This window comes from Caballeronia sp. LjRoot31 (assembly GCF_964253885.1).
In the GTDB taxonomy this organism is placed as follows: Bacteria; Pseudomonadota; Gammaproteobacteria; order Burkholderiales; family Burkholderiaceae; genus Caballeronia.
Genome location: NZ_CAXURX020000004.1, coordinates 339,011 through 354,429 on the forward strand (window position 1 = coordinate 339,011; position 15,419 = coordinate 354,429).

The 15,419-nt window shown below is 57.1% G+C and carries 16 protein-coding genes; 12 read left to right on the forward strand and 4 right to left on the reverse strand.

The annotated features are described in order from the left end of the window. Positions 1 to 200: 200 nt before the first annotated feature. The 11 genes from ACSQ8V_RS39515 (at position 201) to ACSQ8V_RS39565 (ending at position 10,605) form a co-directional block, all read left to right on the forward strand. Complete coding sequence (locus ACSQ8V_RS39515; protein ID WP_436209533.1) at positions 201 to 578, forward strand: hypothetical protein; 378 nt, start codon at positions 201 to 203, stop codon at positions 576 to 578. 205 nt (positions 579 to 783) lie between these two features. After that, positions 784 to 1,602 (forward strand): hypothetical protein, encoded by an 819-nt coding sequence (locus ACSQ8V_RS39520; RefSeq protein ID WP_436209534.1) that lies wholly within the window; start codon positions 784 to 786, stop codon positions 1,600 to 1,602. A gap of 139 nt (positions 1,603 to 1,741) precedes the next feature. Beyond that, positions 1,742 to 2,128 carry a hypothetical protein gene (locus ACSQ8V_RS39525; RefSeq protein ID WP_436209535.1) on the forward strand — a complete coding sequence of 129 codons (387 nt, stop codon included), beginning with the start codon at positions 1,742 to 1,744 and terminating at the stop codon, positions 2,126 to 2,128. 416 nt (positions 2,129 to 2,544) lie between these two features. Continuing rightward, positions 2,545 to 3,297, forward strand: a complete 753-nt coding sequence (locus ACSQ8V_RS39530) for a hypothetical protein (RefSeq protein WP_436209536.1) — start codon at positions 2,545 to 2,547, stop codon at positions 3,295 to 3,297. Between the two features lie 356 nt (positions 3,298 to 3,653). Next, positions 3,654 to 4,406, forward strand: a complete 753-nt coding sequence (locus ACSQ8V_RS39535; RefSeq protein WP_436209537.1) for a hypothetical protein — start codon at positions 3,654 to 3,656, stop codon at positions 4,404 to 4,406. A gap of 255 nt (positions 4,407 to 4,661) precedes the next feature. Continuing rightward, positions 4,662 to 5,519 carry a hypothetical protein gene (locus ACSQ8V_RS39540; RefSeq protein ID WP_436209538.1) on the forward strand — a complete coding sequence of 286 codons (858 nt, stop codon included), beginning with the start codon at positions 4,662 to 4,664 and terminating at the stop codon, positions 5,517 to 5,519. A gap of 50 nt (positions 5,520 to 5,569) precedes the next feature. Next, positions 5,570 to 5,881 carry a hypothetical protein gene (locus ACSQ8V_RS39545; protein ID WP_436209539.1) on the forward strand — a complete coding sequence of 104 codons (312 nt, stop codon included), beginning with the start codon at positions 5,570 to 5,572 and terminating at the stop codon, positions 5,879 to 5,881. 139 nt (positions 5,882 to 6,020) lie between these two features. Further along, positions 6,021 to 7,598 (forward strand): hypothetical protein, encoded by a 1,578-nt coding sequence (locus ACSQ8V_RS39550; protein WP_436209540.1) that lies wholly within the window; start codon positions 6,021 to 6,023, stop codon positions 7,596 to 7,598. Between the two features lie 270 nt (positions 7,599 to 7,868). Then, on the forward strand, positions 7,869 to 9,014 hold the full coding sequence (locus tag ACSQ8V_RS39555) for a replication protein RepA (protein ID WP_436209541.1): 1,146 nt from the start codon (positions 7,869 to 7,871) through the stop codon (positions 9,012 to 9,014). Between the two features lie 698 nt (positions 9,015 to 9,712). Beyond that, positions 9,713 to 10,138: a hypothetical protein gene (locus ACSQ8V_RS39560; protein ID WP_436209542.1), complete on the forward strand. Its 426-nt coding sequence runs from the start codon at positions 9,713 to 9,715 to the stop codon at positions 10,136 to 10,138. Continuing rightward, positions 10,081 to 10,605: a hypothetical protein gene (locus ACSQ8V_RS39565; protein ID WP_436209543.1), complete on the forward strand. Its 525-nt coding sequence runs from the start codon at positions 10,081 to 10,083 to the stop codon at positions 10,603 to 10,605. Before ACSQ8V_RS39560 ends, ACSQ8V_RS39565 begins: the two co-directional genes overlap by 58 nt. A 343-nt stretch (positions 10,606 to 10,948) precedes the next feature. Here the strand turns inward: ACSQ8V_RS39565 and ACSQ8V_RS39570 are convergent, their stop codons facing one another. The 4 genes from ACSQ8V_RS39570 to ACSQ8V_RS39585 all read right to left on the reverse strand — a co-directional run bounded on the left by ACSQ8V_RS39570 (position 10,949) and on the right by ACSQ8V_RS39585 (position 14,364). Continuing rightward, positions 10,949 to 11,131: a hypothetical protein gene (locus tag ACSQ8V_RS39570; RefSeq protein WP_436209544.1), complete on the reverse strand. Its 183-nt coding sequence runs from the start codon at positions 11,129 to 11,131 to the stop codon at positions 10,949 to 10,951. A gap of 237 nt (positions 11,132 to 11,368) precedes the next feature. Continuing rightward, positions 11,369 to 11,611: a DUF3717 domain-containing protein gene (locus ACSQ8V_RS39575; RefSeq protein ID WP_436209545.1), complete on the reverse strand. Its 243-nt coding sequence runs from the start codon at positions 11,609 to 11,611 to the stop codon at positions 11,369 to 11,371. 150 nt (positions 11,612 to 11,761) lie between these two features. Beyond that, positions 11,762 to 12,022: a hypothetical protein gene (locus tag ACSQ8V_RS39580; protein WP_436209546.1), complete on the reverse strand. Its 261-nt coding sequence runs from the start codon at positions 12,020 to 12,022 to the stop codon at positions 11,762 to 11,764. Next, on the reverse strand, positions 12,019 to 14,364 hold the full coding sequence (locus ACSQ8V_RS39585) for an AAA family ATPase (protein WP_436209547.1): 2,346 nt from the start codon (positions 14,362 to 14,364) through the stop codon (positions 12,019 to 12,021). The genes ACSQ8V_RS39580 and ACSQ8V_RS39585 overlap by 4 nt, the downstream gene beginning before the upstream one ends. Before the next feature lie 274 nt (positions 14,365 to 14,638). Here ACSQ8V_RS39585 and ACSQ8V_RS39590 point away from each other — a divergent pair, with 274 nt between their 5' ends. Next, positions 14,639 to 15,340 carry a hypothetical protein gene (locus tag ACSQ8V_RS39590; RefSeq protein ID WP_436209548.1) on the forward strand — a complete coding sequence of 234 codons (702 nt, stop codon included), beginning with the start codon at positions 14,639 to 14,641 and terminating at the stop codon, positions 15,338 to 15,340. The last annotated feature ends 79 nt before the right edge of the window (positions 15,341 to 15,419 follow it).

Sequence of the window (15,419 nt, forward strand, 5' to 3'; positions counted from 1 at the left end):
GCCGGCGCATTGAACCCAGCGCATTTCGATGCGCTGGGTTTTTTATTGCATGTTCACCTTGAATTCTTTTTATCCGGCCATCTCGCGTTGCCACGCCGACGGTCGCCGACACCTTCTGCGTCTCAATACGACGCGCTGGGTCAAACGCCCCGGTCCGCCGTTTGGGACCGCACCTATCAACCTTATCCAAGGAAGCGAAAATGCAACAGATCAGGGAATTTGCTCTGCGCGAACACTTGACCGCGCAGCCCGCCATGTTCGACATGGTTGAGCAATACGAGGCAACAATTTACTTCACTGGCCATCATTGGGAGTCTAGTTCGCGTAATGCCGCGCGTTACACCGAAGAAGAGGCGCGCGACGTCGCGGCTCGGCTAGCTCCATCGCCGGTGGAAGTGTTCAACATTGCAGAGTTTGAACGGCGAGGTGCGGTTTTCTCGAAAGTTTGGCGCGCAACCGCCGAGAAACTAGAGGAGTTAGGTGTCCTCGATCGCAAAATCAAAGCTGCAGCAGCGCGAGCGGCAGCCAACGCGGCGCTCACTGCCGTGTACGGCACTGACGACCTAAGCGCAACTTGACCGGGGCGCGAACTTACCCCAATAGCGGCCCTGTTATCAACGGTCGAAAAGGAGAAATAGAGTGTACGAATGGATCGCAACTGTCACACCTCGCACGGGAGGAACATAAGCAGTCATCGTGCAGGCTTGGAGCAAGGAGAGCGCAATTGAACATCTAAACGCTCTTGGATGCTACAACGTACGCAACGTCACAAGAAACTGACCCGTGCTATCGCTGGTAATCCACAGCCCGCTCATCTTCGATGCAGCGGGCTTTTTTCATGCGGCGAATTCATTTTGGTCCGTCATTTCCGCGAGCTTGGTCAATGGTCAGCAACATGCTGGCAACTTCCCCTTTCTCATTAGGAATTTCGTCATGAACCAATTTTTTCGTGCAGTTCGCAGTGGCAGCTTTGGCGGTCAGAAAGCCGGACCATTGCAAAAGTGGGTCGAGTCTTACGTTCGCACGCTGTTTCCCGAGGCCGGTATTGAATGGTGGTCTTGCAACGAATACGGCGGTCCGAAGGACCTAAAAAAGGACTCTCCTTTGCCAGCCACAGGTACGAGCCCCGAACATATCCACCACTATGCCTGCTACGTCCGCACTGGTAACGAATCGCCGATTATAGAGGTCTCGTTCGTTCTTAAGAACGGTGACATGCTTAATCTGACGACCGCTAAAATCTTCGACAATCGCAGTACCTGCTGGGAAATCTGTCATGCAATAGAGCGCGCTTTGGACTCGATTTTCTCGTACGAACAGATTCCAGAGATTGTCGACCTGGCAGCCAAACTTCCTCGCAAGGCTTGGTGGTCCAACGAGGCAGACATCAGTGAACCTGTGCATGTTGAGCAGACTACGACCACTCTCGCAGTGAGAACCACGAGTGGCCGAATCATAGATCAACGTGATTTTGCCGAGCATGGCGCGGCCGCGAAGTACTACGTTGAATCGTATGCCGAGGACTGGAAGAAGATACTCGTCAGTTCTCACGTGACGCTATCGGTGGCGTCGACATCTGCAGAAGAGACGGAACCGATCTGATCACCAGACCCAACCACCCGAGCCCCGCGCATCCAAAAAATGCGCGGGCTTTTTTTTGTACTCGCATAACTTGACGCTTCGTCAAATTCCGGCGCGCCGGCCTTGTTGAATCAACAGCATTTTCAGAGAACTTCGAACCATGACTTACTCCTGTACTGACTTTACCGATGATGTCATCAACCGTCTGATCGCTCTCGGCCTGATAGAGGAAAATGCCGTGCCGCCAGAAGACACCGAAGAGCAAGCTACCCTTGCGATCCGCGCTATTGCGACGCTGGTTTCGCGGCAACAGCTCGAACTTTTGCGAGCTATAGTGCAGGCCAAACTAACCCTCTGCGACGCATTGAAGCGACTGGAGGATGCTTTGACGGATGGCAAGGGATTCAGTGATCGCGCGAATGACGGCATCATTGAGGCCATCGATTCTTTGGCCACTGCCGTGCCAGCGGGGGCCTATGATGCGATCGCCGAAGAACATCTTCACGCCGTCAGTGCGATCGTTGAGAAGTACCCGGTCGAGGACTAGTCAGCGACGACTCCTGCTGGTTCCAAGCCATAGCCCACTCATGTTCGGATGCAGTGGATTTTTTTGTCCAGACATTCCGCTTGCTTTGTCAACGACGCCCGGATCTCGGGTCTCCTCGAAACCGACTTCCCTCGCAGCGATGCGAATCAACCGGAGAACATCATGAATGAGAACGTCTTGGACTGGATCTCCCTCTTCTTGATTCTGACGATCCTGTCTTTTACGATGCCGCTACACCTTTGGTGACTGCCGACGTCTGATCGTCCAAACGACACACCACGCATGGTCAAAGCACCAATCGGTGCCTTTTCCCCACGACCCACCCATCCCCAGGATGAGGTGGGTTTTTTTTTGCCGCACATCCCACGAACTTAGCCACCCGTCCGGACGGCCCGGACTTACTTCAGGAGTTACCCATGCCAAACGTTGCAAGTGTTGCCAACGCATCAAAACTCCTCTACGTCACCGACGGTGATGTTCAGACCATCACCTTTCAAGGACGTACCTATCGTTTTCGTGTCAACGTGCAGTTCGACGAACACATGGGCGAGCCGTGGAAGGAGCACGACGGCCACGGACCTGTCTCAGATTGGACTACTCGAGATAAGGGGCCTGGCGAGTGGGTTCTTGCAAATGACGGCTCTCACAAACGCTACTACGACGCGGCCGAGGCGAACCTTCTCGCGAAGCGAGACGGTTGGGGATTGGCGGATGAAGAACAAGCAGCCTTGCTTGATCGCCTGGCCAAGCCCCGGAAGGTTCGGCGCGTCATTGGCAAACCGAAACGCGGTCATCGATTCGGCGGGCTCATGCGGGTTCAGCAGGTGAAAACAGAGGTCGTGACGCTCGAAGGCCGTGACCGAACCAAAGCGCTTACACGCGGAGAAATCCGCGCCGAAGCTGTCCGGCGGGACTTCGAGTATCTCTCTGGGTGGGCAAAGGACGAGTGGCATTGGTGCGGTGTTGTCGTCACTCCGCTCGGTGATGATCCTGAAATGGATGCTTTCACACCGATCGATTACATGCAGGCACTATGGGGTATCAACGACGATGACGATGCATATATCGCAGAAGTTGCCCACGAGCTGATGCTCACCGCTGCCTGTGAAATCTCCAAGGAATCTGCGGAAGCTCAATATTGGGCGGCCCGGGGTCTAACAACCCTCTGATTCCAAATCCTACTGCCCGACGGTTCCGCAAGGACCGTTGGGCGTTTTCTTTTTTGGCCACATCCCGACCGGCTGTCCGCTCCCGCGGCACCGTATCCAACTCATCTCTTGCGACACAGGCTTCCAGCCCACTATTGCAAGCGTGATGTAACCCCCCACAGCCCCTGTCCGGATGTCATTCCGGGTCAGGGTTTGTTCTTCCTAGCCGTCAAATGCTACGGCGTTGCGTCACAGCGGTGACTGTGGCAGGCGTCTTCCGAAGGGCTATTTTTTTGACGTTGCATCTCCGGGCGCATCGACCCGTTTGAGGCCATCCGCGGCCTGAAATTTCTAACATTTCCCTGGAGATCACAATCATGACGGACTCTGTCTATCGCACCACGAAAATCATCGCGGGATCAAAGCAAGGCGTCAAGTTCGCCGACGGCACACATATGCTTCAACGCCGCGGAACCTCGGGAACGATTCATGGATCGATTGGAAAGGTTTTCCTGGAGGTCCACCAGTCCAATCCGAGTTTCCACTCGGAACTGTTCTTTCAAAACGGCAATATGGGCCCGCAACATCAGGCCCGGGGGCGTTACTCGCTTTGTGGGGACGAAAGCATTGGCAACATTCTGCCAGGTCAACTGATCGAAGAGTCTCTCAACTGGGTGGAAGCTCATACCGGCGACCGCCCCGGCACGATACGGCAGCAAGTGCACGCCTACATGTTCGGATGGAGTCCAAGCGCGATCGCTGATGATCTGCTGCTTTTGCGGTTTCGTTACGACAGTCAGCGACAGGTTGTTGTTGACATCGATAACGAAACGATTCTCGCCAAGGTCGAACCGTCGGACTTGACTTCCTTCAACACCGAGAACGTGGAGGTGATCGCTCAAGACGCGGTAGCAAGAGCATCCATTGTCCGAGCGTTACAAATCGGATTTCACCAGTGCGATACAAAAAAGGGAGTCGACTATTGCATGCGTCGTCTGACGTGGCTTGGCTCCGAATATTTTCACGAAGCTATGGCCGAAACCGTGATCGAGGTTTTCGTACTTAGCGACGACGCCGAAACACCGGCGCGGTTGCGCGAACCCGAACCCTCCATCGCTGTTTCCGTATGACTGCCCGATAGCTCCGGTCAACACCCAAAAAGCCTGACTGGACTTCATCTCAGGCAGGGTTGTGTTTCGTCGCGCATGACTCTCACATCGCAAACACAATCTCTGGCTGCTTAACGCCGGCTTAGTTCCGGGTCAACCCACAAACCTCACAGCGCCCGCTGTGAGGTTTTTTTTTGCGTTGCATATCCGCGACCACGTTTTCCCATCCCGCGCGTCGCGGTTTCGCGAGATCCGCGCTTCTATCTGGAGATTGAAATGACACATCCGATTCTGATCATAGCAGCAGCCAACGTACGCGAAGGCGATACCCGGTGCTTCACCAACTCGCGCTCGAACGTTGTTGTGCAGGGCATCAGCTCAACTGCGGCGGGCCTCCTCTGGTTTCATTGTAACGAGGAGACCTGGTCGGAGTGCCACTCGCCGGGTGATCTTGTCATGGTGCAGCGTACAAGCGAGGGAAGCTACCATCCTTGCCGACACTGGCAACCCGATTGGACCAAGTTCTCCGCCCTCGGGGTTGCTGCCTGCGTCGCGGTTGCGATGGATCAGTACTACAAGCACGATCGTCTCAACCGGCCGGGTGGAATGCGCGAAATTCTCATCGCGAGCTCCGAAACCGCACTTGCCAAATCAGGCTTCACCTGCATCGCTAGTCATCACGACAGCAAGACGGGCAACGGCATTTGGGCCCGCAACGCGCTACACGGCATCGAATTGTTCTCCGATCACCATTTCATGGAGAACGTCGGTACCGTCGCAACAGTCGAGCGCCTCGAGACTATGCGCTTCAACCAGACCTACACGGTCATCACCGATGAAAGCGCGGAAGAAGGCGATGCTGCTGAACAAGGCTTCGATTGGCAGGATGAATCGATGACGTTCAGAGAGCTTGTTCAGCGCATTCAAAGGGACTACAGAGGCGCAGAGCCCAGCGAGTCACACGGGGTGCCATCGTGGATCACTGCACACGGAGAGCGCGACTTCATCGACGGAACATTTCGGGACATCGCCCTCCACCCGGCGAATTCTCGGGCGAACCGCTGGTGGGGCAGGGCATTGGTCTGCGCCGGCATCATCAAAGCCACTGATCTCAGACCTTCGCGGCCGACCTGACCCATATCACGGGTTCAAACCAAGTCCTCAACTCATCCTAGGAGATTGTCATGTCAAACGATGTAAGCGCCGTTTTCGATGCATTGCCCGATACCGACGCGCTGCGCGCGCCGACGGCCGATCAGGTAGCTTTCGCAAAGGCTCGCTTTTACTGCACCGCAGTGATGCGTCCGGAGATAGCGGATGTGTTCCCGGAACACCGCAGTATTGCGGGTAAGTACGTCCGCGTGGTCGCCGATAACGTTGCGTTCAACGTTCGCTTTGGTGTTTGGGAGGTCATTTTTCGTGTATATCGCAACATGGATGATGACAGTTTCGTCTCGCACTTCTTCGCCCGCGCGCTGACCAACCTCTGTCTCTGACCTGCGACAGGTCCGATACCCGGGTCCTAAGTGTCCCCTTCTCTCCACGCCTCTGCTACTCGGAAACGAGTGCAGGGGCATTTTCTTTTTTCGCGAGCCGGAATAATTCGACGACCACGTTCCCGGTGACAATTTGAGCATGCTAAAAACCTACGTGTTCGGGCTGCTCGCCCCCGACAATCCAGAACTCGTCGCGACCCATCTCGCCGAGCGCGCCCGTGTTTGGAACCGCCTGGTTGAGCTCCACGACACGTCCCACCGCACCTTCCTGCAAACGCTCGGCGCCCAGCATCCAGGTGTCGCGATCGCACAGGAGCACTATGAGGCGGCGAGACTCGCGTTGGCCGAACATCGCCGCACTCCAGGCCGGACTGATCGCGCAACACCTGATGTCGAGACGACGCTCAAGCGAGCCGTACAGCAACGGTATGCCGCCGTTGCCGATGCTCTCAAACCCCTGAAGAGCGAGGTGCGCGATATCACTCATGCGTCAAACGCGCGCTTCCTGAAAGAGGCCAACCAGCTCACGGGCAATAGCTTCCTGTGGTGGCCCAATCGAAATGCTCTGATGCATGAGGTCATCCGCGCCCGGCAGCAAGCCTTGCGCCGCGGCGGCAAGCTTCGTCGCCGCAACGACTCTGAAACGGGGGTCCTCGTCATCCCATTCCCGAACCCGGTGCCGGCCACCCACCTCGCTGGCAAAAGCGCAAATCTCGCAATCGAAGGCGAGGGTCGCAAACGCACGCTCCGCTTTACGGTTGCGACATTGGGCAAGAAGCGGGATGACAAGATCCTCGCATCGTTTCCTATGGTGATGCATAGACCACTTCCGCCGGATGCCATGGTCAAGCTAGCAAGACTTGTCACCAAACGGGTTGGCGTCTCGTTAAGGTACGAGGTCCAAATCGTGGTGGAGACAAGCGGCCAGCCAGTCCTGAAACAGGGGACTCTTTCCGCTGCTATCAACATGGGTTGGCGTATCACGGAGACAGGCCTGCGCGTCGCAGCTGTTCGCTTCTCCGACGGCACCGAAGAGGTGCTCGAGCTGCCTGCACAATGGATGCTCAGCTTCGACTACATGGAGGACCTTGAATCAAGCGTCCGGCGTGCCGCCGTGGCAGACATGCCGCAGATAATGCCCGAGCTCGAGCTCGCTCCCGCGAGCCTGCGCCACCATGTCGAACGTATAAAGGCTAACCCAGGAACCGCTCTCGGTCTGCGCTCGCTTGGAGAGCGGTGGTCCCGTGAGGCGGCATTGTCCCCTCAGCTGCAAATCTGGTATCAGGCCAACCGGCGGAAATTCGACGAGGCCGCGCACCTGAGGAAAAACCTTCTTGCACGCCGCGCCGCGATCTACCGCAATTTCGTCGCAGCGATAGCGCCGCGCGTCAGCACAATCGCGATTGAGCAACTCGATCTTTCGATGCTCGCCAACCGGCAAAAGAACGACAACACATGGATTGTCGAACAGAGGAGGGGGCACAGGCAGCGCGCCGCGATATCCACCTTGCGTGCCTTTTTCGCTGAGAGTGAGCGGGCCGGGCGGTTTGAGGTACGCCGGATCGCCGCTCCCTATTTGAGCCAGGAATGCCACTTCTGCGGCAGCCGAAACGTCTTGGGCAGCCCGTTGATGGTCACATGTACTGGCTGCGGCTCCCGATGGGATCAGGACTTTAATAACGCCGCGAACCTGTTGCGCGCGTTGCGAAATCGATAAAGAACCTCTATTGAGTAAAAATAATCTTTTGCAGATTATGTGTGTCACAATAGGATTGTCAGCAATTTTGGGCGTGCCGGCGTTAATCCCGCCCAGTAACCCGCCAAGGATCACCAGATAAACCAGACTTGGCGATAAAACAGCACAACATGTCTCAACGTCAATTTCACCCGTACCTATGCAAACGCAACGGACTCACAAAGTCTGTCGTTCGCGGTTGCGTCGGGTTGGAAAACAGTTTTGTTCGACTGTCGAACCGGTGAGGCGACAATGGCGGACGACTTCCACTTTGACGAGTCGGTGTACCGCTCCGAATTGATCAGTCGTGGTATCCCGGCCGCTGACGCCACACAGACCGCCGCCAACATGGCACGAGCACGCGGCTCCTCCACAACCGCGCAGTCGGCGACCATCCGCCTTTCCAGCGACGCAGATCTGTTCGGGCACCCAACGTCAACGCAGCAAATAATCGCCAAGGCGCCGGCTGCCCGCCGCACGACCAGTTCGAAGAAGCCCGAAGCTTTAGAACTGACCAAGCGTCAGAAAATGCTCATCGAAGAAGCATTGATGATTGAGCAGGAAGAAGCTGGCCTTGCAGGTGCGACTGGATATCTCGCTAGAACACTCGCCCAGGCGACACTGCCTCACACCGACCCCAAGCTTCCACCTGGCCAGATCTACTGGCGCGACACAGGAAAACTCACGTTGACCGTGAGCCCGACAAGCAAGCATTACGGAATTCCCTACGGTGCCATACCTCGAATGGTGCTTGCATGGATCTGCACCCAAGCGGTCATAAGCAAACAGAGGATACTGTCTCTCGGTCGCAGCCAGGCCGAGTTCCTCGAAAAGGTCGGCCTGCACAGCAACGGGCGTGACATCAAGCGGTTCCGCGACCAGAGCATGAGGCTCTTCAAAGCCGTCATTTCCATCGAGTACGTCGACGAGCACATAGATTCGTCTAAAAGGCTGCTGATCTCCGACGAGTCGAACGTTTTCTGGCACCCCAAGTCGGCCGAACAGAAATCAGTGTGGGAAAGCAGCCTGGAGCTCTCTGAAAACTTCTTCAAAGAGATCGTTAGCGCGCCAGTGCCCATCAAGATGGAGGTTTGTCACGCCCTCACAAAATCGCCGTTCGCAATGGACATCTATGCGTGGTTGACCTACCGGATGTACGTCCTGAAAGTCTCCGGGCGCCCCGAAGTGAAAATCCCGTGGATTGCTCTGAAACAGCAGTTCGGCGCAGGCTATCCAGAAACCCAGCGTGGTCTCTACGACTTCAAGGCAAACTTCAAGAGGCGACTTCGGGAAGTCCTCACCTTCTATCGTGAGGCTGACGGCCATGTCGAACCCGGAACCGATTACCTGCGTCTTACGCCTTGCCCGTTGCACATCCCCCCATCGCGATCGGCGTAGTCAAGCACCCTCGACTCACACGCTCACGTGTGAAAGTCTTTACCGGCCCAGGCGGCCGGTTTTTTTTTGCCGCCGTCAGGCGAGCACATCGGTGTATCGCATCTGCGTTCAACGTCATACCGTCAAGGTAGCCTGTGGATAACTGGGATTGTCCACGTGTATCCGCTCAAATCCCACCGGAGGCTTGCTGGGCGGCCCGAATCGCCGGAAATGACCTGGTTGTCCACGTGTATCCGCTCAAATTGGCACGTGTATCTGCTCAACGATTCGCGTGTATCCGCTCAAATTTCCGGCGCGTGTAATCGCTCAAATCGATTGCTGGGCAAGGCTCTGCGGGCGGGGTGGCCATCCGGCAAGTAGTTGCAGGTAGGTTTGCAAATAGCTATACAGGTAGTTGTCACCCTCAGCCCGTGGACAACGCTGCGCGTTGCCCACCGCCTTCGGGCGCTCGACGACGATTTATAGATATGAAATACCGACAACCGTCTGCTCAAACATTGTTCAGGAATATCCGGACCGCATAGCCCGCAACTGCAGACGGCGGCTGGCTGCGAGGCCAGGAGCCGGCAGCCAATTGAACCTGCTCCGCGCGGCATCGGGTATGTCGTCGGGCAGTTGCACCGGCGCCGTCGAATTGTTTTCGGCCTGGCATCTCCGGTCACTACGCCACCGCGCGGAATTTACCCGGAGAGGAAGTCATGCAGACATTTGTCGAGCTTGTCGAATCGTTCATTGGCAAGGTCACCGCCCATTCCACCGCTGCCAATGCCCCTGTTGCAAGCACGCTTGAGACGGCCGCGGCGCAGCTCGAAGCCGAATTGCTGCGCGTCCGTCAGGCGGGCCACGCGCTCTTTATCGGCACCGAAGCTGTCGAGGCGTACGAGACGTTCCTCGCGACAGTGAGGGGCGAGCGTGCCGCGGGAAAGGCATACATCGCCATCATGTACGGCGGTGAACTGGAGTTGCAGGTTCGGGACGAAGACGGTCTGGACGATCTCCATCCCAATTGTCTCGACGGAGATATTCAGTTTGTACTGATCGACCGCAGTAGCCGCCAGGGCGACTCATGGAAAGCAACGTTTTACCCTCACGAAGCCGTCACCAAGTTCGTGAAGAGAACGTAAGCGGTCTCGGTACCGCCACCCACACGGCCCACGCAGGAGAGCCTTCTTCTCGTGGGTTTTTCTTTGCGAAAATGGAACTTGCGGCAGCGCACGAAGCAACATTTTGTTCATTTCGAGATTTCGAGATTTCGACTGCCTGGAATCTTCTATACCAAGAATCCACCTTTGAAAGTCCGGAAGACTCTATGAACAAAACTATCAAACACACCCCTGCGGCCTTTCTCCGCCACGTCGGTACCAACGGCGCAGTTTTCCTTGGCGTGATGTTAATCGCCGCCGTCGTGGATACCGTACGCCAGTGGCTCCTGAGCTGCGGTATGGACCCAGCCACGGGCTATGTATTTAGCCTCGCTGAATGGCTGCTGATGGTCTGCGACCTCGTTGTATTCGGTATTCTTGTCGCTCGAGGTGCAAACCACGTCCTCTTCGAAAGCCGCAAGTCCGCCGGGCCGCGGGGAGAAGCCTGACGTAGGCGCCGGCGCACATTCGTCCTGAGACGCTCGAGAGAGAGGCCATAGTGAACTTCGTTTTCAACGTATGGAACAGCTTTTTTGACGGCTATGTGCAGGCGTTGCGCGGCTACTGCAAGCTCGCGCTTACTATTAACCGGTTCATCTGCGCCGGCGGCAAATCGGAAACCCGCACGGGACACACTGAGGTCTCAATTGCTTCAAACGCGCAAATGAGCTCACTACACCTCAAAGCGGTGTCGCGAGCTCTTTTCTGGTGGGGCGCTTGTAGAGCCTTCTAATATCTCGGCCGGCCACGTGATGCTGCGATGCTGAAGCTTTGGCACTCTGTGTCCCTCGGCTATTGTGACGTCGTTCCGCGGGTGCGAATCTTCTCAATGGCCGCGATCGCGGCTTTTTCATAGCTACGAAACAGATCCGGGAAGAGGGCCATTTGCTGTTCGAGAATGTCGTACAACGCCATGCCGCGACGGCAGCCGTTCGAGTCGTTGCCCGAGCCCTTGTATGAATTTCCAAATTCCATGCTTACCTGTCCTTGCTGTACTTATTTATCGCTTCGCGCCACGCCGGTCCCAAACCCAGTTGAACACCTGTCCTTGGACGGGCGCATCGCGCGGTAACACCAGACAGACCAACGCTTTGGCCTTCACTTCCACGATCTGATAGCGACGCCCCGTTCCCGTAAGCAGCTCGTCGCCGCCGACTGGACCTGGTCCGCTCCAACCGCTCACGCGGAGCTGAACGCGGCTCCACGCAGGCTTCATTTCTCGGTAGCGCCGGCCTGCCGCAGGTAGCCGCGGGTTTCCTCCGGCACCTTCTCCAACGCGACGAAATTCGCACCGTTGGCGATCATCTCTCCATAAACGTCTGCGAGTCGGCTCACTGTCCTGCTAAGCGAAAAGCCGTCCGTGCACGGCTCTCGCTCCATCCAGTAGGCGATCGCTACGCGGACGTCGTCCACATCAAACCCCACGTTATCTACGGCCGTTCGTGCTGCTTCCATGTCGGACCTCATGTCAGAGTGACCGCCATGCTTTAGATCGGCTCCGTCAGGCGGAGGCCAATATTAAAAAATGTTGACGATTAAACCCTCGCCACTGGTTCAAACCTTAAATCCGATACCGGATATCCGGTATTCACTGCATCTCGACACTCACCTGCCAGCCTGCATCTTGCGAACTCCTATCGCCTCGAGCAGCAACGGACCGACGCAGGTCCCTACCACGGTGCCAACCAGGACGCCCATCAAGAACACTGCAGCCCAACCTCCATCAGACCCGTGTGCAACCAGCCATGCTTGCGTCGAAGCGCTGCGCAGATCCTGATACCAGCGGAACACCACGTAGGCGATACCAGCGACCATCGTCCACTGGCCGGCGCGTGAGAGACGCCAACGCCGCATCTCGTTTTTCATTCAGACTCCCGATAAGAAACAACCTGAAAATGCGACTTCGGTACCGAACCGACACGTGCTCGCTCCGAATCATTGGTCACGCGGTCCCAACGCACTGACGCGCCCGCGTGACACGCACGCTGGACCAGCCTGGAGTTTCTTCGCGGGATAGGACGCGCACACACGCGGCGCAAGACGTCGTCATCTGCGAATACCGCCAGACGCTCACGCGCGCGCGACAGCGCCGTGTAGACAATGCCCCTGTGCATGAACCCGGGCATGCCGTCAGTACAGACGAATATGACCTCCCGGTACTCGGAGCCCTGAGCCGCGTGTACAGTCAAAGCGTAGGCAAGCACCAACGCCTCCAGCCCCGTCCCGGGAAACCGGATCTCCCGCCCGTCATCCAAATCGATCAGCAGATGGGCGACTGCGTGGCCAGTGGAGTCCATTTGGCACTCGATCAGTCGGCCTGTGTCACCATTGACAACCTGCTCGAAACGCAGCTTGCCGTTTGCATCTTCGCCCTGTTCGAGACGAAGGTTTTGCCTAATCATCACCCGGTCGCCGAGTTTCAGGAAAGTCCCGGGTACACGGCTGCCGCCAGGATTGATGTGCTCCCGTAGCACCTCGTTCATGTACGTCACATTCCAGCCCGGCACCTTGGCGTCGCCGCGTCGCGCACCCATCAGGAGCCCCACGTTCTCGATGCCGCAACGTCCGACGGCGCGCAGGAAAACGCCGATCACCCGTCCCATACTCGTGGCATCAGCGGAAGGCAAACCGTGCGAAAACCGGACATCCGACCGTCCGACGCAGTCGCATCGGCCAGCACGGGCCTGCTCCACGACATCGAGAATTCCCCCGTCATTTCGGTGGGTAGTCGAAAGGGTACGATGGTCGGCCTCGAGCTCGAGCATGTCCGAAAGTATCTGACCAGGACCAACAGAGGCCAACTGGTCCCGATCACCGAGTAGGACGATGTGTGAACCCGGCGGAAGCGCATCGAAAAGAGCCCGCGTGAGTGCAAGGTCATTCATGGATGACTCGTCGGCAATGACGATATCCGCCGGCAGTGGGTTCTCTTCGTTGTAGTGAAACCCGTCCGCCTCTACACCCAGCGTCGCGTGAACGGTCGCCGATGTCATACCTAGCCGTTTTACCCGGGCGCCAAGCACCTTTGCAGCTTTTCCGGTCGGCGCGCAAAACACTATTCGCTGGCCGGCGCCCAGCGCGCAAATCACCTGTACACAAACCTCCATCAACGCCGTCTTTCCACACCCCGGACCGGCCGTGAGCGTGTGCACTGTGCAAGTAGACGTCAGCAACCAAATAACGGCGGCGACCTGGCTGGCATCGAGCCTGAACGTTTCGCCCATACTCCACTCGGCCATGCTCACTTCGTGGGCAAGCCGCTCTGGCGACAAGGTCGTGATGGGCGTCGCTGGACCTGCGAGACGACGCCCAAGATGCCCGGCCAGTGCGACTTCGCAGTTGTATAGCCCTAGCGGGTAATAGGCCTCGTCACTTACGACAATGGGTTCCCCGTTGTCGATCGCTGCACGGACGGCATCACTTGCCCTCACAGACGGATCATGACGCGCGATACGCGTCTCCATTTCAAGATCCGTCAGGAAAGTATGACCGCCACTCTCACAGCCCTCACGGAGGGCATGAGTGGCGAGCGCGCCGAGCCGATAGGGATGACTCGCCGGGAAGGACAGGTATCGGGCAATTCCGTCAGCGGTTGCAAAACCGTAGCCGTCAAGCGAACGAATCGGGTCGTATGGGTTGGCCGAAAGGCGTCCCCAGGACGACGACACTGGATCATCCAGAGTCCCGACCCGCTCGAATAGCCAGGCGGCGAGACGTCGCAAAAGATAGTCACGTACGCCACTTGCGCCGAGCCTAAGCGACAGATTCCGGTATATCAGCACTTCCGGTCCGTCGTTGGCCGACATCTTCACCGCGCGTCGTGTAACAGCACTAAAGTCCACTGCCGCGGGATTCGAGATCAATTGCTCACGCAGCGCGTCAAGGCCGCCCGGCGTCCCCTTCGCCCATTCGACAAATTTTGCCGCTGTCTGCTGGCCGCAGCCCGCATAGTTTTTCCGCAGATAGCGACATAGTGCGTTCTCATCCTGGGGAACCTCGAGTTGCGCCACGCGAACCTCGAGCTGGACCCCGTACCGCTCATGAGCACGATGTCGCCCTGACAGTTTGTAGTCGTTGCCTTCCACAAGGCCTATGAGTGCCTCGCCGACGCAGTTTACAACCGTGCCGTCAGCCAACCGGACGCTCGCACGTGCCCACTTGCCGTTGTAGGCAGTGACGGAGGCAAGGCGACCAACGATTTCGTCCATGGCTGAAGATCGGAAAGAGGCAAGTGCGCTGAAAGCGACAGGGCATACAAGAGAATAAATTCAAAACCTTCTTGTGGTTAATAATACCTTTTAATGAGAGTTCGATTTATTTTTGCTTCTACATTTCCGTCGCTAGGTCTGCCCGTCCGGGAAACCTTACTTTTTGCTGACGAAACGGAGAAGGGAGATGAATTCAGCCTGTACGCCCCCGGACCACGATGGGAACGGGGCGCAGGAAGACAACCTCTCCCTGTGGACCCGCGCAAGTAAGCGAATGGCCCCGGAGGCGCTATCTCAAGCGTCATCGGTGGTCGAAAACATTTCAGCGGCCGTGCAGCATTTGTCGTATCTGGCAAGCGCGGAATTTGGCCCGATCGGGGTCGGTTGGGGTTATGACATCGAGGAGCATGCTTTGCGCGAAGGGGCGCCCATTCTTGCAGCGGGAAATTTGGTCAGCCGGGAGCTTCTGCACTCGGCCACGATCCGCTTTTGGTACCGCCGCGAGGGACACGAACATCCTGTGAACCTCACTGCACGCTCACACTCGTTTCTTGTTATGGCGACACCGTATGGATGCACCACAGATCCCGACGCGCCGGCGCGGACGGAACTCAAAGCGTTCGCTTCGTGCATGCAGAAGATAGGGTTTAACGTATCTGCTGCAACTTCGTTCGCGCTACGCACGGCATTTCCTCAAACCCGACCGGCTGAAACTAACGGCGTGCGGGACCCGGGAAATACCGGTGACCATTGCCAGGCGACCAGTGCCCGTGACATACCGGCGGACGAGCGGGCCATTCTCGATACGAAGGTAAAGGGCATCCAGATTGTTGACCAGCCCGAAAACATCCGCCGTGCCGCGGAGATGATTTCGTCGATTCTGAAGCATCCCAAGGCGATTGCAGAGTTTCGCGAGAAAGCAGATCAACGCATCGAAGAGATCGAACGCGGCACCAAGCGTTCGGCCCACTTCTAACCCACAGCCCGTGTGACTTCGTCATACGGGCTTTTTATTGTGTAACGCGGGCAAAATATGCACTTCAGGCCTGTCACTG